17 protein-coding genes and 1 riboswitch are annotated in these 20,029 nt (G+C 47.4%); of the genes, 9 read left to right on the forward strand and 8 right to left on the reverse strand.

All coding sequences use genetic code 11. The features are described from left to right. Window positions 1-138: 138 nt before the first annotated feature. Window positions 139-690 carry a YtfJ family protein gene (locus tag AACU59_RS04115; protein ID WP_176428511.1) on the reverse strand — a complete coding sequence of 184 codons (552 nt, stop codon included), beginning with the start codon at window positions 688-690 and terminating at the stop codon, window positions 139-141. Window positions 691-804: 114 nt separating this feature from the next. Continuing rightward, window positions 805-1,443, reverse strand: a complete 639-nt coding sequence (gene msrA, locus AACU59_RS04120; protein ID WP_088729165.1) for a peptide-methionine (S)-S-oxide reductase MsrA — start codon at window positions 1,441-1,443, stop codon at window positions 805-807. 167 nt (window positions 1,444-1,610) lie between these two features. Here msrA and tamA point away from each other — a divergent pair, with 167 nt between their 5' ends. Genes tamA through AACU59_RS04135 form a run of 3 tightly spaced genes read left to right on the forward strand, consistent with a single transcriptional unit; the run spans window position 1,611 to window position 7,475 of the window. Then, a complete protein-coding gene (gene tamA, locus AACU59_RS04125; RefSeq protein ID WP_094144736.1) occupies window positions 1,611-3,323 on the forward strand; it encodes an autotransporter assembly complex protein TamA in 1,713 nt (570 codons plus the stop codon). After that, window positions 3,320-7,117: an autotransporter assembly complex protein TamB gene (tamB, locus tag AACU59_RS04130; protein ID WP_094144735.1), complete on the forward strand. Its 3,798-nt coding sequence runs from the start codon at window positions 3,320-3,322 to the stop codon at window positions 7,115-7,117. Before tamA ends, tamB begins: the two co-directional genes overlap by 4 nt. A gap of 10 nt (window positions 7,118-7,127) precedes the next feature. Continuing rightward, on the forward strand, window positions 7,128-7,475 hold the full coding sequence (locus AACU59_RS04135) for a gamma-glutamylcyclotransferase family protein (protein WP_029190032.1): 348 nt from the start codon (window positions 7,128-7,130) through the stop codon (window positions 7,473-7,475). A gap of 234 nt (window positions 7,476-7,709) precedes the next feature. Here the strand turns inward: AACU59_RS04135 and ppa are convergent, their stop codons facing one another. Further along, window positions 7,710-8,237: an inorganic diphosphatase gene (gene ppa, locus AACU59_RS04140; RefSeq protein WP_010318803.1), complete on the reverse strand. Its 528-nt coding sequence runs from the start codon at window positions 8,235-8,237 to the stop codon at window positions 7,710-7,712. A 177-nt stretch (window positions 8,238-8,414) separates the two neighbouring features. Next, entirely contained in the window at window positions 8,415-9,425 is a 1,011-nt protein-coding gene (fbp, locus tag AACU59_RS04145) for a class 1 fructose-bisphosphatase (RefSeq protein WP_013855958.1), read from the reverse strand. Between the two features lie 272 nt (window positions 9,426-9,697). Between fbp and mpl the strand changes: the two genes are divergently transcribed. From mpl to thiQ, 5 genes are all read left to right on the forward strand, one after another. Then, complete coding sequence (gene mpl / locus AACU59_RS04150; RefSeq protein ID WP_094144725.1) at window positions 9,698-11,056, forward strand: UDP-N-acetylmuramate:L-alanyl-gamma-D-glutamyl-meso-diaminopimelate ligase; 1,359 nt, start codon at window positions 9,698-9,700, stop codon at window positions 11,054-11,056. 29 nt (window positions 11,057-11,085) lie between these two features. After that, window positions 11,086-11,715: a flavin prenyltransferase UbiX gene (locus AACU59_RS04155; protein ID WP_094144724.1), complete on the forward strand. Its 630-nt coding sequence runs from the start codon at window positions 11,086-11,088 to the stop codon at window positions 11,713-11,715. A gap of 29 nt (window positions 11,716-11,744) precedes the next feature. Continuing rightward, window positions 11,745-11,864: riboswitch (TPP riboswitch) on the forward strand. A gap of 66 nt (window positions 11,865-11,930) precedes the next feature. Continuing rightward, a complete protein-coding gene (gene thiB, locus AACU59_RS04160) occupies window positions 11,931-12,923 on the forward strand; it encodes a thiamine ABC transporter substrate binding subunit (protein ID WP_094144723.1) in 993 nt (330 codons plus the stop codon). A gap of 13 nt (window positions 12,924-12,936) precedes the next feature. Next, window positions 12,937-14,532, forward strand: a complete 1,596-nt coding sequence (gene thiP / locus AACU59_RS04165) for a thiamine/thiamine pyrophosphate ABC transporter permease ThiP (protein WP_094144722.1) — start codon at window positions 12,937-12,939, stop codon at window positions 14,530-14,532. Then, complete coding sequence (gene thiQ / locus AACU59_RS04170; protein ID WP_094144721.1) at window positions 14,526-15,230, forward strand: thiamine ABC transporter ATP-binding protein; 705 nt, start codon at window positions 14,526-14,528, stop codon at window positions 15,228-15,230. The genes thiP and thiQ overlap by 7 nt, the downstream gene beginning before the upstream one ends. A gap of 55 nt (window positions 15,231-15,285) precedes the next feature. On the opposite strand, the gene yjgA is transcribed toward thiQ, so the two are convergent. Further along, window positions 15,286-15,813 (reverse strand): ribosome biogenesis factor YjgA, encoded by a 528-nt coding sequence (gene yjgA / locus AACU59_RS04175; protein WP_272925449.1) that lies wholly within the window; start codon window positions 15,811-15,813, stop codon window positions 15,286-15,288. Between the two features lie 108 nt (window positions 15,814-15,921). Here yjgA and pmbA point away from each other — a divergent pair, with 108 nt between their 5' ends. Continuing rightward, a complete protein-coding gene (gene pmbA, locus AACU59_RS04180; RefSeq protein WP_094144720.1) occupies window positions 15,922-17,265 on the forward strand; it encodes a metalloprotease PmbA in 1,344 nt (447 codons plus the stop codon). Window positions 17,266-17,362: 97 nt separating this feature from the next. On the opposite strand, the gene mgtE is transcribed toward pmbA, so the two are convergent. From mgtE to rapZ, 3 genes are all read right to left on the reverse strand, one after another. Then, window positions 17,363-18,718 (reverse strand): magnesium transporter, encoded by a 1,356-nt coding sequence (gene mgtE / locus AACU59_RS04185; protein ID WP_013855966.1) that lies wholly within the window; start codon window positions 18,716-18,718, stop codon window positions 17,363-17,365. Between the two features lie 151 nt (window positions 18,719-18,869). After that, complete coding sequence (locus tag AACU59_RS04190; RefSeq protein WP_013855967.1) at window positions 18,870-19,148, reverse strand: HPr family phosphocarrier protein; 279 nt, start codon at window positions 19,146-19,148, stop codon at window positions 18,870-18,872. Window positions 19,149-19,158: 10 nt separating this feature from the next. Beyond that, window positions 19,159-20,016 carry an RNase adapter RapZ gene (rapZ, locus tag AACU59_RS04195; protein WP_094144719.1) on the reverse strand — a complete coding sequence of 286 codons (858 nt, stop codon included), beginning with the start codon at window positions 20,014-20,016 and terminating at the stop codon, window positions 19,159-19,161. Window positions 20,017-20,029: the final 13 nt, after the last annotated feature.

Genomic DNA, 20,029 nt, shown 5'->3' on the forward strand with positions numbered 1-20,029 from the left:
AACCAATACAGTAGTAAAATGATAATTGTTATAATATAACAATATTGTGAGAATAAAGCGTACTCTTATTTTTATAAAAGCACCTTTCACCACGATATGTTTAGCAAAGGCAGCCGTGTTATCGGCCACCTAAGGTTATTATAAATTCTGTTTGATCAAGCCTAAAACCGTTTGAATTTCCTCATCACTCAATGCACCTTCCTTAACAAACAGTACCTTACCTTGCTTATCTTGAACGATGATCGTTGATAATTCCTCTTTTAAATCCCACGCTTTGGCTACATTTCCCGCTTCATCTAGCACCATGGAAGACCACGGAAACTCTTTCTTGCTGTCTTGAGCGGAAGATTTGACAAACGATCCTGTGCCCCAAATCGCATCATCTTGGTTGATGATCGAGGTGGTTTGATAACTTTCTGCGGGAAATTGTGCGGCCGTAATGGCAGCCATCAATGGTGCATTTAACGCTTTAGCACTGCTGCGACCAGCAATGGCTTGAATGACGCGCACTTTGCCTAGCAGTTGGCTGGTATCCCAAGTTTGAAAGGCCGTTTTATCATCTTGTAGGATGATTTCACCATATTTTTCCACTGAAACATCAGCAACTTGCTGACCTTGGGTAATGTTGTGTGCCATGGCAAGCGCTGGACAGCAGGCCATTAGAATGGCGATCACTCGTTTACTTTTCATTGTAGGGGTCCCTTTTAGTTGAGCAACAAAGGTATAGCATAGAATCAATAAAACCACGAAAAGAGGCCATTAAGCGGTTAACAAAATGCTAACAAAGCCTCAATTCTACACGCTTTATTCGCTGAGCTGGGGTGGGAAGCAGATGCCTGTTCCTCCTAACCCACAATAACCATTCGGATTTTTAGCTAAATATTGTTGATGATAGCTTTCGGCGTAGTAGTAAGGACCAGCGGGTGCAATTTCGGTGGTAATTAAGGCTCGTTGACTGGCTGACAACGCCTGCTGGTATCGCTGCTTTGAGGCTTGTGCTATTTGCTGTTGTTGTTCTGAATAGGTATAGATAGCGGAGCGATACTGAGTGCCTTTATCGTTACCTTGACGCATGCCTTGGGTCGGATCGTGCTTTTCCCAAAAATGACTTAATAGCTTTTCTAATGGCAAGCGCTGTGGATCAAAGATTACGCGTACCACTTCAGTATGGCCAGTTTCACCACTGCATACTTCTTCGTAAGTTGGGTTTGGGGTAAAGCCGCCGGCATAGCCTACTGAAGTCGACACCACACCATCGAGTTGCCAAAATAAGCGTTCAGCGCCCCAAAAACAGCCCATACCAATCACTATTTGTTGCTGATGCTCATTAGGCTGCTCAGTGATGTTGCTGTGGTTAACGTAATGAATTTCCTCCACTGACATAGGGGTTTCTCGTCCTTTCAGTGCTGTTTGTGCGCTGACCATTGTTTGTTTATTGAGCATGAGCTTTCCTTTTGTGTACCGATTTTTGGCTTTATTTATTGTTGTTGAGCCACTGTTTCACATTCAGCCCGAATAATTGACTGATTTCATACAGACGGAGCTTGCTATTGGCGGTATGATTTCCATCCATTAACGATCTGTTTACTCAACTGTTCCTTTAATTAAGCATGAGACGAAAATCATTACCAGTTCTATTCACGATGCTACTTATTTCCACTTCGGTGTATGCCAAGGTGGCGTTAACCATTAATGGTTTAGAGGGTGAATTAGAAAACAACGTTGAAGCCTATTTATCGTCGATTCCAGAGAGCGACTATTCAACGCATCTTCGTTTTCAATCTCGTTTAGAGAAAAGCATGACGGAAGCGCTTGTCGCGTTGGGTTACTACCATCCTCAATTTGAGTTTGTGGTGGTGAGCGATGAGCAAGAGCTGATGGTCAATATCAATCCAGGACTGCTAACAACCATTAAAGAGATGGATGTGGTGATCAGCGGGGAAGCTGAATCTGATGCTGATTTTGCCAATCTCATTAACCGCAATGCCCTTAAAGTGGGCGCGGCGGTTAATCATGGCCAGTACGATGCTTTGAAATCGGGTATCCGCAACTTAGCGTTGCAAAAAGGTTATTTTAACGGGAATTTTGAATTAAGCCGTTTGGAAGTTGCGCCAGAGTTGAATGAAGCTTTCGTACGCCTTCATTTTAACAGTGGTATTCGTTATCATTTTGGTCCCTCGCTCATTACTGGTAGCCAAATTGAAGATCAGCGAGTTCGCTCACTTCAGCCCTATAAAACCAATGATCCTTACCTTGTTTCCAAGGTAGGGGAATATAACCAAAACTTATCCAATACCGATTGGTTTTCCTCTGTTTTTGTTGAACCCGATCTTAGCCAACTGGAGAACGGTCGCGAACTGCCGATGAAGGTTTCCCTTGCACCGCAAGCTCGAAATCAGCTTGAAACCGGTTTAGGTTACTCAACGGATGTGGGAGTGCGTGGTTCATTCAAGTGGAAGAAACCTTGGGTTAACAGCCTCGGCCACAGTTTTGATAGCAGTTTCTCCCTTTCTGCCCCAGAGCAGACCATTACCGCTGGCTACAAAATACCGCTAGAAGATGTGCGGCGTGAATATTATCGAATTCAGTATGGAATGAAGAATGTCGATAACCGTGATACGAAGAGTTTGGAGTCTAACTTATCGTTTGAACGCCACTGGCTGCGTGATGGTGGTTGGCATCGAACCCTATTCGTTCGTTATTTGATAGAAAACTACGAACAAGGTTTGCAAAGCGATGTCGGCCAGTTTGTATTACCGGGAGCGACCTATTCTCGTACGCGTGTTCGTGGTGGTTCAATGCCGATGTGGGGCGATAAACAGAGCATCACACTTGAGTATGGCGATCCAAATTTCGTCTCTGAAACGCGTGTGGTGCGGTTGTTGGCGGGCACTGCTTGGATACGCAGCGCTGGGCAAAACCACCGTGGTTTATTGCGTTTAGACGGCGGCGCAAACTTCAGTGAAGAGTTTGACAAACTCTCGCCTTCTCTGCGCTTCTTTGCTGGTGGCGATAACAATTTACGGGGGTATAGCTATCAATCTATCTCACCTAAAGATGCCAGCGGCGCACTGACTGGGGCCAAATACATCGCCACCAGTTCGTTGGAGTATCAATATCGCTTGGTTGGAAATTGGTGGGGCGCACTGTTTGTCGATTACGGCGATGCCTTTAATAACTCGCCGGATTGGAAAACTGGTGTGGGAGCCGGGATTCGCTGGGCTTCTCCGGTTGGACCGATCCGCTTAGATTTTGCATGGGGGCTTGACGCTAATCCCGGCGATGAATTTCAGCTGCATTTCACCTTGGGGCCTGAACTATGACCAAAGTGATGTTGAAGATAACCAAATGGGCATCGGCGATTTTATTCACCTTGTTGGGCGCGGTATTTATTGCACTCGCAGCCTTGTTGTTTACCAATACAGGGCTTAACGGTCTGTTGTGGGGAGCGCAAAAAGCGCTGCCACAACTGCAGGTTGCCAGCGCTCAAGGTGCAATTTTTCCACGTTTCACGCTCAACCAAGTCACCTTTTCCGATGAAGCATTAAAGCTCGATCTCGATGTACAGCGAGTGACATTAGCCATAAGTGCTAGCTGCTTATTGGAGCCTTCAATTTGCTTAAATGAACTGGCGATCAGTGGATTAAGGCTGGCACTGCCAGAGCTTCCCCCTTCGACGCAAGGTGAGCCTTCGTCTGCCTCTGATCCCATTACGTCAATCTCTACACCGGTGCCAATTAAGGTTGGCCGTGTGGAGCTCAATGATATTCAGCTGGATATTTTGGGTAATACGCTGGCATGGAAGCAATTTTCTACTCATGCCTCATTTCAAGGTAATCGCTTACGGATTGGCAAAACCAGTTGGAGCGATATTCAACTGAAGCTTGCGACCAATGACGAGGCAGATTCAGCCTCAAGCGCACAATCCAAATCCACTCCATCCACAACCGTATCATCGACGGCGGCACCTGCGGTGAAAACGCCCATCACCTTGCCAGAAGTGATCATTCCGCTGCAATTGGAAGTGGAGCGTTTTGATATCAACCAGTTTACTCTTCAGCAAGCTGAGCCTTTGGTTGTCAAGCATCTTGGTTTGGTCGCCAATGCTTATCAGAGCAGTGTTTCATTAAAATCACTTGAGCTTGAGCTGCCACAATTGATTGCCAACCTAAAAGCTGATGCGCAGTTGAAGGGAGACTATCCGCTCAATCTCTCTTTAAAAAGCACGCTCAAAATGGCCGAAGCTCAGGGGCAAATACTGGCACTAGAGGCTTCGGGTAGCTTGGGTGATTTAACGCTCAACGCGAAACTGGGCGGGCTTGCGCAAGCAAACTTAAATGCGCAATTGGCGCTACTGCAACCTGAGATCCCGTTTGATATTTCGTTGGATGATGTTCAAGCACAGTGGCCATTGATTGGGCAAGGAGACTATTTTGTTCGCGTACCGAGTTTAAAAACTCAAGGTTCACTCGACGGATATAGCGTGGCGCTCAATGGCCAACTGCAAGGTAAAGATCTGCCCGATGTGACGCTGGATGTTGCTGGTAAAGGCACTTTACAGCAAATCAACTTAGATTCTTTGCTAATCGACACTTTAGGGGGGCAAATTGCTGGCCAAGTGATGGCCAACTGGCAAGCCCCAATTCACTGGCAAGCGGCGCTGAATTTAGAACAGATTCAGCCGGGATTACAGTGGCCGCAAGCCGAAGGCGTGATCAGCGGTAAGCTCGAAACCACGGGTGAGCTGACCGAGCAGGGCGGTTGGAACGTTGCGCTGCCTATTTTGGATATTGAGGGTGTGTTGCGTGGCTACCCACTGAATATTGAAGGTCAATTAAACGCATCAGATATGACAGGGAAAGGCGCTTTTACTGTGTCGACCAGCGGCTTAACGTTAGCCCATGGACCCAACCAGATTACGGCCAAAGGTGAGCTGGATAAAGAGTGGCGTATGGGCTTATCGGTTGATTTTGCTGATTTGGCGAAAAGTGTTCCTGATTTGCACGGCAAAGTGATTGGCGATATTTATCTGCGTGGTGATTTACAGCAGCCACAAATCAAGCTGCGCCTCAATGCAAATGATCTTGCTTGGCAGCAACAAGCGACTTTAAAGCAGGTGACTTTAACTGGTGATGTTACGCCACTTCCTGTGCCACAAGCCGAAGTGAAATTGCAGGCGAGCCAGTTGAGCTACCAGCAGCAGTTAGTTGATAGTGTGGACTTGCGTTTTTCAGGTACGCAGGCGCAGCATCAACTGAGCTTAGACGTCATTTCAAATCTGATTTCAACCAGCTTGGCGATCAGCGGATCTTTTGAAGATAAGCCGACGATGCAGTGGCAAGGTGCGCTGGAACGAGTACAACTGTCCACAGAACAAGGGCCGTGGCTATTAAACCAAGCGACACCTGTTGCGGTTAATATCGAGAAACAACAAGCTACGATTGCCGCGCATTGTTGGCAGCAAGAGGGAGCATCGCTCTGCTTAGATAAAGACGCGACTGTGGGGCAAAGTGGCGCGGCCGAGCTCTCTCTCAACCATTTTGATTTTCAGCAAATCGCAATGTTTTTACCGCAAGAGACTCAACTTAAAGGCCAAGCCGATGTCAGTCTCACAGCTCAATGGGCGCCCAATACTGCGCCTCAAGCGAAAGTGTCACTCAGCTTAAGCCAAGGTGCAGTCACGCAGCACATCGACCAAGCCATTACTTTAGGTTGGGATAGCGTCACTATTGAAAGTACGCTTGAACAGAACAAGCTGTTTGCTCGTTGGCTAGTGGATGTGACCGATAATGGCGATCTGTCGGGGCAAATAACCATTGCGGATCTAATGGCAAAAGAAAAAATGATGGATGGCGCATTAACGCTTTCCACCTTTAATATTGATTTTTTACAGCCGCTGCTTGGGGATTATAGCCAAGCGAAATCGAAGATTAGCAGTCAACTTGCCTTCAGTGGGCCGATGTTGCACCCGAAAGTGATGGGCAGCGTGGTGGTGGATGACATTGTCGTCAAAGGCGATATTTCGCCGCTGGATGTTACCTCGGGCCGAGTGGCGATGGACTTTAATGGTTACCAAGCCTTGCTCAATGCAGCGATTCAAACTGCGGATGGCGAGTTGAGTATCAAGGGGGATGCCGACTGGCAGAAAATGGAGCAGTGGCGTGCCAACCTGCGCGTGTTGGCCGATGAGCTATTGGTGGATCTACCGCCTATCGTCAAGATTAAAGTTATCCCAGACATGAGCATCACACTAGAACCTCAACTGGCCACTGTGACAGGGAATATTAACCTGCCTTGGGGACGTATCGTGGTAGAAGAGTTGCCTCCGAGCGCGATTGGTGTCTCCAAAGATCAAGTGATATTGGACGCTGCTTTACAGCCTGTGAGCGAGCAAAGCGCCATGCCATTTAACGTTGAAACTAATGTAAACATCTCGATTGGTGATGATTTCCGGCTCAGTGCCTTTGGTTTGCAAGGCGGCTTGATTGGCCGCCTCAATGTGGCGCAAAAGGATAAAGGCCCTTTTATTACTGGAGAAGTAAACATCCAAAATGGTTCGTATCGATCCTTTGGACAAGATTTGCTGATCCAAGAAGGCAAAATTTTAATGAATGGACCGGTTGATCAACCTTATGTTTCGATTAAAGCGGTGCGCAACCCGGATAACACACAAGATGGCGTGATTGCAGGAGTAAAAGTGACCGGCTCTGCCGATGAACCCGCAGTCTCCATTTTTTCAGAACCCGCGATGCCACAAGCTAATGCACTTTCTTACCTACTTCGTGGTCAGAATATTGATGGCGAGGCGGGTGGTAATGCGATGACCACTGCCCTGATTGGTTTGAGCTTGGCACAAAGCGGTAAGGTGGTGGGCGAAATTGGTCAAGCCTTCGGCGTGCAAGATCTGCAATTGGATACGGCCGGTTCCGGTGATGATTCACAAGTGACGGTAAGCGGCTATATTTTACCGGGGCTACAAGTGAAATATGGTGTTGGTATTTTCAGCTCGGTGGGCGAATTTACCGTGCGTTACCGCTTGATGAGGGATTTGTACGTTGAAGCGGTATCCGGTTTAGATAGCGCGGTGGATCTTTTGTATCAGTTTGAATTTAACTAGGGACAGTCATATGCAACATCTGGTTTTTGTCTACGGCACATTACGCCGTGGTGAAAGTAATGCGCATCTGCTTGAGACAAGCGAAATGTTAGGATCGTTCTACACGCCGGCTGACTATGCGCTGTATGATCTAGGTCCATATCCTGGCTTGGCTCAGGGACAGCAATCGATAGTCGGTGAGGTATATCGAGTGGATGAGCAGACACTAGCAAAACTCGATCTTTTAGAAGATATTCCCATCGAATATCGCCGTGAAACGATCGAAACCCCATTTGGCCGTGCGTGGATTTATCTCTATCAAGATCACAGCCGTCTTACTGCTGTGATTGATTCTGGAGACTGGTGCCAACGGGTTTAACGAACGGCGTTGAAAATGGAAATAAAAAAGCCACACCGCATATTAGCAGGATGTGGCTTTTTATTTATAACGACACTTATCCCCTTCCTACTTGAAGCTGCAGCGGTGTTGGCTACGTTCGTTCACCCCAATCACATAGTTTGCCTATGCTAATGGGGACTCACTCACTTGCCGCCTACCTGCAACTCCAAGTTGTTTGGGTATATAACTATCGTGACTGTTTAATGATGGTGACTATTTTTGAGCGCGTTCAAATGAAGTCAGGATTTCAGCTCGCGCGGCAGCGGCATCTTCCCATCCATCGACTTTGACCCATTTGCCCGCTTCAAGCTCTTTATAGCGTTCAAAGAACTGTGTAATTTGCGCCTTCAGTAGTGCTGGCAGGTCATTTACGTCTTGAATGTGGTCGTACTCTTTGGTGAGCTTGGAGTGAGGAACCGCCACCACTTTGGCATCTTCACCAGACTCATCGGTCATCTTCAATACGCCAACTGGGCGGCAGCGAATCACCGATCCTGGCATGAGCGGATAAGGCGTGGGCACCAACACATCGACAGGATCGCCATCGAGCGATAAGGTGTGATTCACATAACCGTAGTTGCATGGGTAGAACATAGGTGAAGACATGAAACGGTCCACAAATACTGCGCCAGATTCTTTGTCGACTTCGTATTTGATTGGGTCGGCGTTGGCTGGAATTTCAATCACCACGTAAATATCATCAGGCAGTGATTTTCCTGCCGGAACGTTGTTTAAGCTCATTTAGCATTTCCTTTTTCGTCGCTGGACTTGAATTGTTTTGGGTTGATTAACAGAACGTAAACGCTTGTGTTGCAACTTTAGCGGTAAATAGGAAACGGTGTAAACCGTAAAAAGAGAGTCTTGCCTCATATTTATCGATAAAAAAAGCGCCTAGAGTTAGGCGCTCATTGAGCTGATTTAATCGCGATTGAGTTCCAAGAACTCTTCCAATTTATGGACCATATTTTTTGAACCGCAGAAGAATGGCACACGTTGATGCAGTTCTGTCGGCTTAATATCCAACACGCGATTAACACCGTCAGAAGCAATACCGCCTGCTTGTTCAATCAAAAACGCCATTGGATTACATTCATACAATAGGCGCAGCTTGCCGTTTGGATGGCTTTGCGTGCTTGGGTATAGATAGATCCCACCTTTGAGCAGGTTACGGTGAAAATCCGCCACTAGCGAACCAATGTAACGTGAGGTGTAAGGGCGATTATCTTCAGGCACATTCTCTTGGCAGTATTTAATGTATTTTTTGACGCCGGTTGGGAAGCGGATGTAGTTACCTTCATTGATGGAGTAAATTTTACCATCATCGAAGGTCATCATATTGGGGTGTGAAAGATAGAAAGTGCCGAGTGACGGATCATAAGTAAAGCCATTCACGCCGTTGCCGGTGGTATACACCAACATGGTTGAAGAGCCGTAAATAACATAACCAGCCGCAACCTGTTTATTACCGGGTTGTAAGAAGTCTTCTTGTGTTGGTGGCGTGCCGACTGGCGATACGCGGCGATAAATAGAAAAAATCGTGCCGACAGAGACATTGACATCGATGTTGGATGAGCCGTCCAGCGGGTCCATCAACACCACGTATTTTGCGTTTTTGTTGAGCTCTTTGCTGAACGCAACCGCTTCATCTTCTTCTTCACTGGCGACACCACACACTTGATCGCGCGCTTCAAGCGCCGCTTTAAATTTTTCGTTGGCGTAGACATCGAGTTTTTGTTGTTCTTCGCCTTGAATATTATCCGTACCAACTGCACCGGTAATATCAGCAAGGCCTGCTTTGTTGATTTCTCTATTAACAATTTTTGCCGCAAGACGAATAGAGGACAACAGAGATGAAAGATCACCGCTTGCGTGGGGGAAGTCATGTTGTTTCTCAACAATAAACTCGCCAAGAGTGCGAATCTCAGACATGTTATTTCCTTAACATAGCTATATAGGGGGGAGTGATTGTTTCACAACGCATCCTCTTGTTGGGATGTCGGCCGAAACGAGTGACCCATTTGATAACGTTTGGGTAACACTGCGATTTTAGGGCTTAGATCTTTTTAATGGTAATGAAGTAACAGATTGAGATCTCAATTTGTTTGTCGACTTTTTAGAAGTTGCAAACATGCTCGCTTTTCTTAAATGGATGGTGATAATGGAGGCAATCACTCACAACGCCATGTGCGAGGCTAGGATTTATGCATATTCACATTCTTGGGATTTGCGGTACGTTTATGGGCGGTGTTGCCGTTTTAGCGCGGCAATTAGGTCATAAAGTTACCGGCAGCGACGCCAACGTTTACCCACCGATGAGTACGTTATTGGAGTCTCAAGGGATCGAGATTATCGAAGGCTTTGACCCTGCTCAATTAGAGCCCAAGCCTGATTTGGTGGTGATTGGCAACGCCATGAGTCGCGGCAATCCGTGTGTTGAATATGTGCTGAACCACAACTTGCGTTACACCTCTGGCCCGCAATGGTTGCAAGAGTTCCTGTTGCATGACCGCTGGGTCCTTGCGGTGGCTGGTACACACGGTAAAACCACCACGTCGAGCATGTTGGCGTGGATCTTAGAAGATTGCGGTTACCAACCGGGCTTTTTGGTGGGAGGCGTACTTGGCAACTTTGGCATTTCTGCGCGTTTGGGCGAAAGCATGTTTTTTGTGGTTGAAGCCGATGAATATGACAGCGCTTTTTTCGATAAGCGTTCTAAGTTTGTCCATTATCATCCACGCACTTTAGTGTTGAATAATTTAGAGTTTGATCATGCGGACATTTTTGACGATCTTGAAGCGATTAAGCGCCAATTTCATCATCTAGTGCGCACTGTTCCGGGCAATGGCCGTATTTTTGCTCCGCAAAAAGAGCGCGCATTAGCGGATGTTCTCGCACGTGGCTGCTGGAGCGAAACCGAGTTTACCGGTGAGCAAGCGCAGTGGAAAGCTGAAAAAATCACGCGTGATGGTTCGCAATTTGATGTGTTCTTTGACAATGAACGCGTGGGGCGCGTGACTTGGGATTTGGTTGGCGATCATAATGTCGATAACGCCTTAATGGCGATTGGCGCAGCGCGTCACGTAGGGGTCACTCCAGATTTAGCCTGTCAAGCTTTGGGCAAATTTATCAATACCAAACGTCGTTTAGAGCTCAAAGGCGAAGTGAACGGTATTACGTTGTATGACGATTTTGCTCATCATCCAACGGCCATTGAACTTACTTTGGGTGGTTTACGTAACAAGGTAGGCGATCAGAAAATTATCGCGGTTTTAGAGCCTCGTTCGGCTACGATGAAGTTGGGCGTACATAAGCAAACTTTAGCGGCGTCATTACAGCAAGCCGATTCAGTTTATCTCTATCAGCCTAACAATCTTGCTTGGTCGGTGCAGGATGTGGCTGACCAATGCTCACAACCAGCGCAAGTGAATGATGATATTGATGCTTTCGTCGTGCAAATTGCGCAGGAAGCTCAGCCGGGCGATCACATTTTGGTGATGAGCAATGGTGGCTTTGAAGGTATTCATAACAAGCTACTGCTTGCGTTGAATCAAGCCATGTAATGCCCGCGACACAAACGAAATAGAGAGTTATGACAACAAAACAGAAAGCCATCACTTTAGCCTTTACTGGCGCTTCAGGTGCTCCTTACGGACTTCGTCTGTTGGAGTGTTTATTGGCTGCAGATTACCGAGTGTATCTGCTGATCTCTTCAGCCGCGCGCGTTGTGCTTGCAACCGAGCACGGTTTGAAGTTGCCCAGTGGGACTGAGGCAGCCAAAGCAGCGTTGGTGGAACATTTACACTGCGATGCCTCACAGCTTGTCGTGTGCGGCAAAGAAGAGTGGTTCTCACCAGTGGCTTCGGGCTCTGCTGCGCCAAAACAGATGGTGGTGTGCCCATGCTCGGCAGGTAGCGTTGCGGCGATTGCCCATGGCATGTCCGATAATTTGATCGAACGTGCTGCCGATGTAGTGATGAAAGAGCGTGGCCAACTGGTGTTAGTGGTGCGCGAAACTCCGTTTTCCACCTTACATTTAGAAAACATGCTCAAGTTGTCGCAAATGGGCGTCACCATTATGCCCGCTGCCCCCGGTTTTTATCATCAGCCGCAGTCAATTGAAGACTTGGTCGATTTTATAGTGGCGCGTATTTTGGACCATTTAGGCGTTGAACAAGGGCTTGTGCCACGTTGGGGATATGACTCACGCCCAACGGTGTAGCTTATTGCGTTAATTCCAATTACAATCCACCTCACTCAACGGGGAGCAAATCATTCATCTCAATGAATGCTGCTGAGATCAAGCGTGAGCTTGGGACCCGTAAACCTGAACCAGATAATGCTGGCGTAGGAATTGGGTTAGGATCTCAGAATAGGAATAATGGAATATTCTCATCCTCCTCAAGCCTGTGCCGCTCAACCAAGGAGAGCGACCAGTTGAACACCACTCTTAATACCATTGCACTTGCCACCATCACCTCTTTTTCAGCGCATGCCGCTGACAATATCCTTACCGTTTATACCTATGACTCGTTCGCATCAGAATGGGGCCCGGGACCGGCGATTGAAAAAGCATTCGAAGCACAATGCGTTTGCGATCTTCAGTTTGTGGCACTCGATGATGGGGTATCGATCCTAAACCGTTTGCGTCTTGAAGGTAATAACAGTAAAGCAGACATCGTACTCGGTTTAGACAACAACTTAATGGCCGAGGCCAAACAGACTGGCTTATTGGCAGATCATAATGTCGAGACGGGCCAAGTCACGCTACCCGGTGGTTGGAGTGATGAAACATTTGTTCCTTATGATTACGGCTATTTTGCCTTTGTTTACAATAAAGAGAAATTAGCAAACCCACCAAAAAGCTTAAAAGAGTTGGTAGAAAAGCGCGATGATCTTAAAGTGATTTATCAAGATCCGCGAACTTCAACACCCGGTCAAGGCTTACTGCTGTGGATGAAATCTGTCTATGGTGAGAAAGCCAATTTAGCATGGCAACAGCTCGCCAATAAGACGGTGACAGTCACCAAAGGTTGGTCAGAAGCCTATGCGATGTTTCTAAAAGGTGAGTCCGATCTGGTGCTCTCTTACACCACCTCTCCAGCTTATCATTTGATTGCGGAAAATGACGCTAAGTACGCGGCTGCCGATTTTGCCGAAGGACACTACATGCAAGTGGAAGTCGCTGCGAAAGTAAAACACAGTGATAACGGCAAATTGGCCGATGAGTTCATGCACTTTATTTTAAGTGATCAATTTCAGTCGGTGATGCCAACCGGAAACTGGATGTATCCTGTGACGTCTGTCGCGCTACCGAAAGGTTTTGAAACGCTGGTTGTGCCACCAAAGGCGCTTACCTTTAGCGCACAAGAGGTGTCTGAGATGCGTAAAGCGTGGATCCGTGAGTGGCAAACCGCCTTAACGTTTTAAGGTTCGATAAAGTTTGAATGCTATTCCTAAAATAGGCATTGGGGTCGCGATGCTTGTCGCGACCTTTGTCATCAGTGCGTTGGCGGCGTTGCTGTTACAAGCACCCAGCTTAAATGTGATGCACGTATGGCAAGACCCGTATTATCGCCATGTTACTCAATTTAGTTTTTACCAAGCCAGCTTGTCGATGCTGCTCAGTGTTGGTTTCGCGGTTCCTGTTGCTCACGCACTTTACCGTCGTCGATTTTGGGGACGTGCGCTGCTGATCAAATTGTTTGCAACGACCTTAGTGCTTCCGGTGCTGGTGGGCGTATTTGGTTTGTTGGCCATTTATGGTAATAGCGGTCTGCTCGCCTCGCTGCTCGCGTGGTTTGATAGCAAACTGCCGTTTTCCATTTACGGATTAAACGGTATTTTACTGGCGCATCTGTTTTTTAATCTCCCGTATACCAGCCGTTTATTGCTGCAAGCGTTAGAGTCGATCCCGGCTGAACAACATAAGTTATGCGCGCATCTTGGCATGAGCCATTGGCACAAATTTCGTTGGGTTGAATGGCCGCGTTTGCGTCAGCAGCTTCCTCATGTCTGTGGTTTGGTGTTCATGCTCTGTTTTACCAGTTTTGCCACTGTGATGGCACTTGGCGGCGGGCCTAAATCAACCACGATTGAGCTGGCGATTTATCAGGCGATCAAATTTGATTTTGATTTACAAGCCGGCGCGCTGCTTGCGCTGTGGCAGATGCTGTTATGTGGGCTGCTGTCTCTATCCATTTCACGTCTAGCGAAGCCGTTAGCCATCACCACAGGGCGTCAAGCGAGTGATTATGTGGTTAGTCGAGACAATCGAAAAGCACAATACTGGGACGGCGCATGGATCTTCCTTGCGTTGCTGTTAGTACTTCCGCCGCTGGTGATGGTCATCTTGAGCGGTTTAAATTCGCAGCTTTTTCACGTCTTGAGCGATGAGCAATTCTGGCGTGCGCTTTGGGCTTCACTGCAAGTGGCGTTATTGGCAAGCGTGGTTGCTGTTTCGGCTGGGGTTGCCATACTGATCACGACTCGCGCTTGGCGCCTGCAGCAGCACAACGGTAAGGCGGACCAATTAGAGTTGATTGGCGCGATTATTTTGGTCACGCCAGGGCTTGTTATCAGCACCGGGCTTTTTCTGTTACTGCGTATCTGGACCGATGCATTTAGCTTAGCGTATTGGGTGGTTTTTTCCGTCAATGGCTTAATGGCATTGCCGTATGTGTTGAAAACATTGGCGCAACCTATGCTGCATATCGCGCAGCAATATCAATGGTTATGTGCCAGCCTTGGCATTAAAGGGTGGCAGCGTTTGCAAGTGATTGAGCTGCGTGCGTTGCGTAAACCCTTAGCGCATGCCTTTGCGATCAGCTTTTTGCTCTCAATGGGGGATTTAAGTGCGATTGCTCTATTTGGTAGCCAAGAGTTTAGAACCTTACCGCTTTACCTGTTCCAACTGCTGGGCAGTTACCAAATGCAAGCGGCGGCGGTGGTTTCTCTTACGCTGTTGCTACTCAGTGTGGGGTGTTTTGCCCTCATTGAGCGGTTATTTCACTCACATTCAAAGGTAAAGCAATGTTAGAACTCAAGGCCGTACATTATGAGTATCAACAGGAGTGGTTTGAATTTTCGCTTTCTGTACCGCGAGGGGCGATTCTCTCTTTGATGGGGCCAAGTGGCGCGGGCAAGTCAACTTTACTGAGCTTAGTTGCGGGCTTTATTGCACCGAAAAGCGGCGATATCCGAGTGCAAGGGCAATCCTTACTTGGGCAGGAGCCACACTTGCGTCCTTTTTCGATGCTGTTTCAAGAGCACAATCTTTTTGCCCATCTCACTGTGCGTGAAAATATTAGCCTTGGGTTACATCCGGGGCTGAAATTAACCACTTCGCAAAAGGCGTTAGTTGAGTGCGCCGCGCAGCAAGTGGGTTTGGCTGCGCTACTTGATCGCTTGCCTGAGCAGCTCTCAGGGGGGCAGCGTCAACGAGTTGCTCTGGCGCGCTGTTTTGTACAACCACATCCTATCTGGCTGCTGGATGAGCCCTTTTCCGCCTTGGATCCGCTGCTCAGAGAAGAGATGCTGCTTTTGGTTAAGCAGTTAGCCGCAGAAAGAGAGATCACTGTAGTGATGGTGACGCACCATATCAGTGATGCCAAAGCGATTGCGAGCCATTTTGCGTTTATGGCTCAAGGACATGTGTTAGTGAGTGATCGCATTGAGGCACTTTCCGCGCAACACGCAGACGCGCAGCTCAGTGATTTTGTGCGTGCAGGGGAATAAAAAAAACCTCACACGTTTAGGTGAGGTTTTTGCGTCTAATCAGCACTATGACAGGTTAAACTGACTTATCGTTATGCTCCCTGAGCACTTGGAAAATCTCTCGTGATGCTCTTGGTGGTTTGCTGTTGGCTTTCTCTTTATTTGCTTGACGCGCTAATTGGCGCAGACGTTGACGATCCATATCTGGATAGAGTGCCATCGCATCTTCAATCGCGCTGTCACCTTTCTCCACAATACGATCACGCATCTGTTCGAGCTTGTGCAGCATGGCGGTATTTTGTGAATGCTTATTGCGCAGTTTATCCAATGCCGCTTGAATCGGTTCGGCATCGATGGTACGCATCATTTTACCAATGTATTGCAGTTGGCGGCGTCTGGCTTCCATGCTAAAACGCTGAGCATCTTTGATGGCATCCATCAAATCTTCAGACATCGGGATTTTTGCTAACTGAGACGGCTTCAGAGCAACCAGCTCTTCACCCAGTTTTTGTAGCTCAGTCATGTCGTTTTTCATTTCGGTTTTGCTAACCCAAATGATCTCCTCTTCTTCTTCCCAAGGAGCTTTTTGATTCTTACGCGCCATTTTCTTCATCTATTGAGTTATGTATGTCAGCTATTTTAGCAAGAATCGTGGGGAGAAAGCGAAATTCTTGTTATCCTAATGGCATTGTTTGCTAATAATTGATGAGATATGGACGTAAAACAACAAGTTGCTCAGCAGCGCATCGAACTTGAAGCGGCGGTTGCTAAGGCATTAGAGATGGCTGCGCTCAGTTCTGATGCTGCTGAAGTGGCGATCACCAAAAGTACCGGCCTGAGTGTTTCGACGCGAATGTGTGAAGTTGAAAACGTAGAATTTAACAGTGATGGGGCATTAGGCATCACTGTGTATCGTGGGCAACGTAAAGGCAGTGCGTCGACGTCAGATCTCAGTGAAAAAGCAATTGCGCAGACGGTCGCTGCAGCGCTTGATATTGCGCTTTACACTTCTGAAGATTCTTATGCAGGCCCTGCACCTAAAGAGCTAATGGTGCGAAATATTCCTGATTTAGATCTCTTCCATCCGGATGAACCTAACCCGGACATGGCCGCTAAAATTGCCATTGCTGCAGAAGAGAAAGCGTTAGCTTACAGCAACAAGATCAAACAAAGTGATGGCGCAAGTTATGACAGCCATTACGGTGTGAAAGTGTATGGTAATAGCCATGGTTTGCTCGCGAGTTATGCCTCTAGCCGTCATAGCATTAGCTGCTGCGTGATTGGTGAGGGTAAAAATGGTGAGATGGAGCGTGATTATAGCTATACCGTTGCACGTCACCGCGACGATTTATGGTCGCCAGAGCTGGTCGGGCAACAAGCCGCAGAAAAAACCATCAGCCGTTTAGATGCAAAAAAACTGAAGACGGGCAAAGTTCCGGTGATGTTTGCCGCAGATGTAGCGACAGGTTTGATTGGCCATTTGGTGATGGCGATCAGTGGTGGCAGCTTGTATCGTAAATCTTCCTTTTTACTTGATAAGTTAGGCGAGAAAATTTTACCCGATTGGTTCAATATTGCCGAAAAACCCCATGTATTACGTGGGTTGGCATCAAGCCCATTTGATAGTGAAGGGGTATTTACTCAAGACCGCCAAATTATTACCGATGGCGTGCTCTCGACTTATCTTCTGAGCAGCTATGCCGCTCGTAAAATGAAGATGACTCCAACTGGTCATGCGGGTGGCATCCATAACTGGTATGTTCAATCCACAGGGCAAAATTTTGAGCAGATGCTCAAAGCGTTGGGTACAGGCTTGTTAGTCACTGAAGTGATGGGCCAAGGTGTTAATGCAGTGACAGGTGATTATTCGCGTGGCGCCGCTGGTTTCTGGGTTGAAAACGGTGTGATTCAATACCCTGTATCTGAGATTACTATCGCGGGCAATTTGAAAGATATGTTCCAGCAAATGGTGGCGGTAGGGAGTGATGTCGAAACACGCTCGCAAATCCAAACTGGGTCTATTTTACTTGAATCGATGAAAATTGCGGGCGAATAATCGCTTAAGCTGAATATAAAAAAGCTTGGTATAACAACCAAGCTTTTTTTATGGGTGGTTTGAGTATGTATCACTATAGGGTTACATCAAAATATGGCTACATCAAAATGGTCGCCAAGCCGAGAAAGACCGAAAGCCCAACCACATCGGTGACGGTTGTTAACGCCATTCCGCCAGCAAGAGCCGGGTCGATTTTCATTTTTTTCAGTAAAATTGGGATGGTGACGCCGGCGATCCCGGCAATGAGTAGGTTGGCCATCATTGCTGCGGAAATGATGCCGCCAAGCATCCAATTGCCTTTCCATGCCACCACAATGCCGCCAATAATGGTAGCCCACATGATGCCATTTAAAAAACCGATTGCCGCTTCTTTGAATAGCAATTCGCGTTGGTTACTGTCACCGATATGTCCCAATGCTAAACCACGAATGACCAAGGCCACGGTTTGGTTACCTGCGACACCACCCATTGAGGGCACTATGGTCATTAGCACGGCAATGGCGGCCATTTGATCCAGTGTTGCTTCAAACATGTTAGAAACAGAGGCTGCGGCGAGGGCGGCCAAAACATTTGCCCCAAGCCAGATGGTCCGTTTACGTGCGGATTTGACTACCGGAGCAAAGGTATCTTCGTCATCGTTCATACCAGCCATGCTCATCATTGAGTGTTCGGCATCTTCACGAATGATGTCAACGACGTCATCAATGGTGATCCGACCGACCAAGTGCTGGTTTTCATCCACCACAGGCGCGGACACCCAGTTGCGACGTTCAAACAGGCTGGCAACATCTGAGTCGCTGGTGGTGACCAAAATCGCCTCATCGGCATCATCCATGACTTCACTTACTGGAATATCCGGTTGCGTGGTCAGCAAGGTGGTGAGTGAGAGATGCCCAATCAGCTTACTTTCATCGTCAATCACGTAAAGTGCATCGGTTGCTTCGGGCAGATCGCCGCGCATGCGTAAATAGCGTAAAACCACGTCAATATCAACATCACCACGAATGGTGATCACGTCGGTATTCATGATCCCGCCGGCTGTTTCCTCTGAATAGGAGAGTGCGGTTTCAACGCGCTGGCGATCAGCGCTGTCCATCTGCGAAAGCACTTCGCGTGACACGTCATCTGGCAAGCTACGCAGTACATAGGCCACGTCATCGGTGTCCATGCCTTCGGTCGCTTCTGCAAGTTTTTCGGGTGCCATTTTGGAAACTAGGGCATCTTTGACGTCTTCGTTGAGCTCATCAAGGATTTCACCGTAGTCTTCTGGGTCGGTGAGTTGCCATAACACCTCCCGGCTTTTACGTGGAGAGGCTTCTAAGAGGTGAGCAATATCTTCTGGCTCCATGTCCTGCAATTGGCGACGGACATGGACAAAACGACCATTTTCTAAAGCTTCGCTGACTTCTTGGAGGGTTAGGTGAGCTTGATCAAATTCAATTTGCTCGGCCATGGTTTCCCCCTACTTAGGATTCTTACAATGTGTTGAATAGTAACTTAATTCTAGGCCTTATTTAATAAGTTCTTATTAAGCACTGAATTTATTTTGACTATCAGGGGCGCGCATGCGCTGTCTGTGGGAGAGTGGAGTGTAAGCCTTGTGCTTACTCGTCTTCATCGAATTTATGTTCAATCAGCGAACTAACCGCTTGCAAAGCAGGCTCTGCTTGTGAGCCTTCAGCATTGATGGTGATGTATTGACCTTGTGCGGATTCGAGCATCAATAAACCCATTACACTATCTGCAGTGGCTTCTTTTCCTTCTTCACTTTGAATGGTGACCACCGCATCAAAAGATTGCGACAGTTCAACCAGCTTAACGGCTGCACGAGCATGAAGGCCCAAGCGATTTTGGATTAAAACCGTTTTACTTAATAGTGGCATACCATCGCTCCTATTGCTGTTTTTCTAATGATGTATGGCGTATCTGTACTTGGTGACCTAATTGAGCAAAGTACTCGCCAAGCTGTTGAGTCAGGTAAACGGAGCGGTGCTTACCACCGGTGCAACCAATCGCAATTGTGAGATAACTGCGGTTGTTTTTTTCGAGCATCGGTAGCCAGTATTCAACAAACTTTTGAATTTGTTGTTTAAGTTCAATTACTTCACTATGGCGTTCAAGAAACGACTTAATTGGTGCATCCAGGCCAGTTAATGGGCGAAGATCGGGTTCCCAATGTGGGTTGGGTAAAAAACGCACATCAAACACGTAGTCTGCATCGCTGGGTAGTCCATATTTGAAGCCAAAAGACTGAAAGACCATCACCAGATCTTTGCGCTCACGTCCTTCAATTCGCATGCGTACGGTTTCGCTCAACTCATGCAACGATTGATTACTGCTATCGAGCACTAAATCGGCTTGCTCTTTGAGCGGCGCAAGCAGCGACTTTTCCAATTCAATCGCTTGCGCAAGTGAAGGTTTATCGGCGTTTAATGAGAGAGGATGGATACGACGCGTTTCGCTGTAGCGCTTGAGTAGTGTCTCTTCACTGGCATCGAGAAACAGCACACTAACATCGTTATTCTGTTTTAGCTGCTCTAAAACATCCGCAACCAAACTAGGCTCTTGGGGCAAGTTACGGATATCAATACTCACCGCGACATTTTGTTTGCTGCCTTGGACTGATTGAATAAACGCATCCAACAAGTTGACGGGAAGGTTATCGACACAATAGTAGCCGAGATCCTCCAGTACTCGTAAAGCAACGCTTTTCCCTGCGCCTGATTGACCACTCACAACGATTAAACGCATAGTTTCGGCTCGG

Origin of the sequence: Vibrio sp. V23_P3S9T160 (assembly GCF_963886625.1) — a bacterium.
Taxonomy (GTDB): domain Bacteria; phylum Pseudomonadota; class Gammaproteobacteria; order Enterobacterales; family Vibrionaceae; genus Vibrio; species Vibrio anguillarum.

Coding starts and splice junctions, on each gene's coding strand:
- tamA (WP_094144736.1), top strand. CDS start 1,611: ATGAGACGAAAATCATTACCAGTTCTATTCACGATGCTACTTATTTCC.
- fbp (WP_013855958.1), bottom strand. CDS start 9,425: ATGTCTGAGATTCGCACTCTTGGCGAGTTTATTGTTGAGAAACAACAT.
- AACU59_RS04155 (WP_094144724.1), top strand. CDS start 11,086: ATGACAACAAAACAGAAAGCCATCACTTTAGCCTTTACTGGCGCTTCA.
- ppa (WP_010318803.1), bottom strand. CDS start 8,237: ATGAGCTTAAACAACGTTCCGGCAGGAAAATCACTGCCTGATGATATT.
- tamB (WP_094144735.1), top strand. CDS start 3,320: ATGACCAAAGTGATGTTGAAGATAACCAAATGGGCATCGGCGATTTTA.
- yjgA (WP_272925449.1), bottom strand. CDS start 15,813: ATGGCGCGTAAGAATCAAAAAGCTCCTTGGGAAGAAGAAGAGGAGATC.
- AACU59_RS04115 (WP_176428511.1), bottom strand. CDS start 690: ATGAAAAGTAAACGAGTGATCGCCATTCTAATGGCCTGCTGTCCAGCG.
- rapZ (WP_094144719.1), bottom strand. CDS start 20,016: ATGCGTTTAATCGTTGTGAGTGGTCAATCAGGCGCAGGGAAAAGCGTT.
- mpl (WP_094144725.1), top strand. CDS start 9,698: ATGCATATTCACATTCTTGGGATTTGCGGTACGTTTATGGGCGGTGTT.
- AACU59_RS04135 (WP_029190032.1), top strand. CDS start 7,128: ATGCAACATCTGGTTTTTGTCTACGGCACATTACGCCGTGGTGAAAGT.
- mgtE (WP_013855966.1), bottom strand. CDS start 18,718: ATGGCCGAGCAAATTGAATTTGATCAAGCTCACCTAACCCTCCAAGAA.
- thiQ (WP_094144721.1), top strand. CDS start 14,526: ATGTTAGAACTCAAGGCCGTACATTATGAGTATCAACAGGAGTGGTTT.
- pmbA (WP_094144720.1), top strand. CDS start 15,922: ATGGACGTAAAACAACAAGTTGCTCAGCAGCGCATCGAACTTGAAGCG.
- AACU59_RS04190 (WP_013855967.1), bottom strand. CDS start 19,148: ATGCCACTATTAAGTAAAACGGTTTTAATCCAAAATCGCTTGGGCCTT.
- msrA (WP_088729165.1), bottom strand. CDS start 1,443: ATGCTCAATAAACAAACAATGGTCAGCGCACAAACAGCACTGAAAGGA.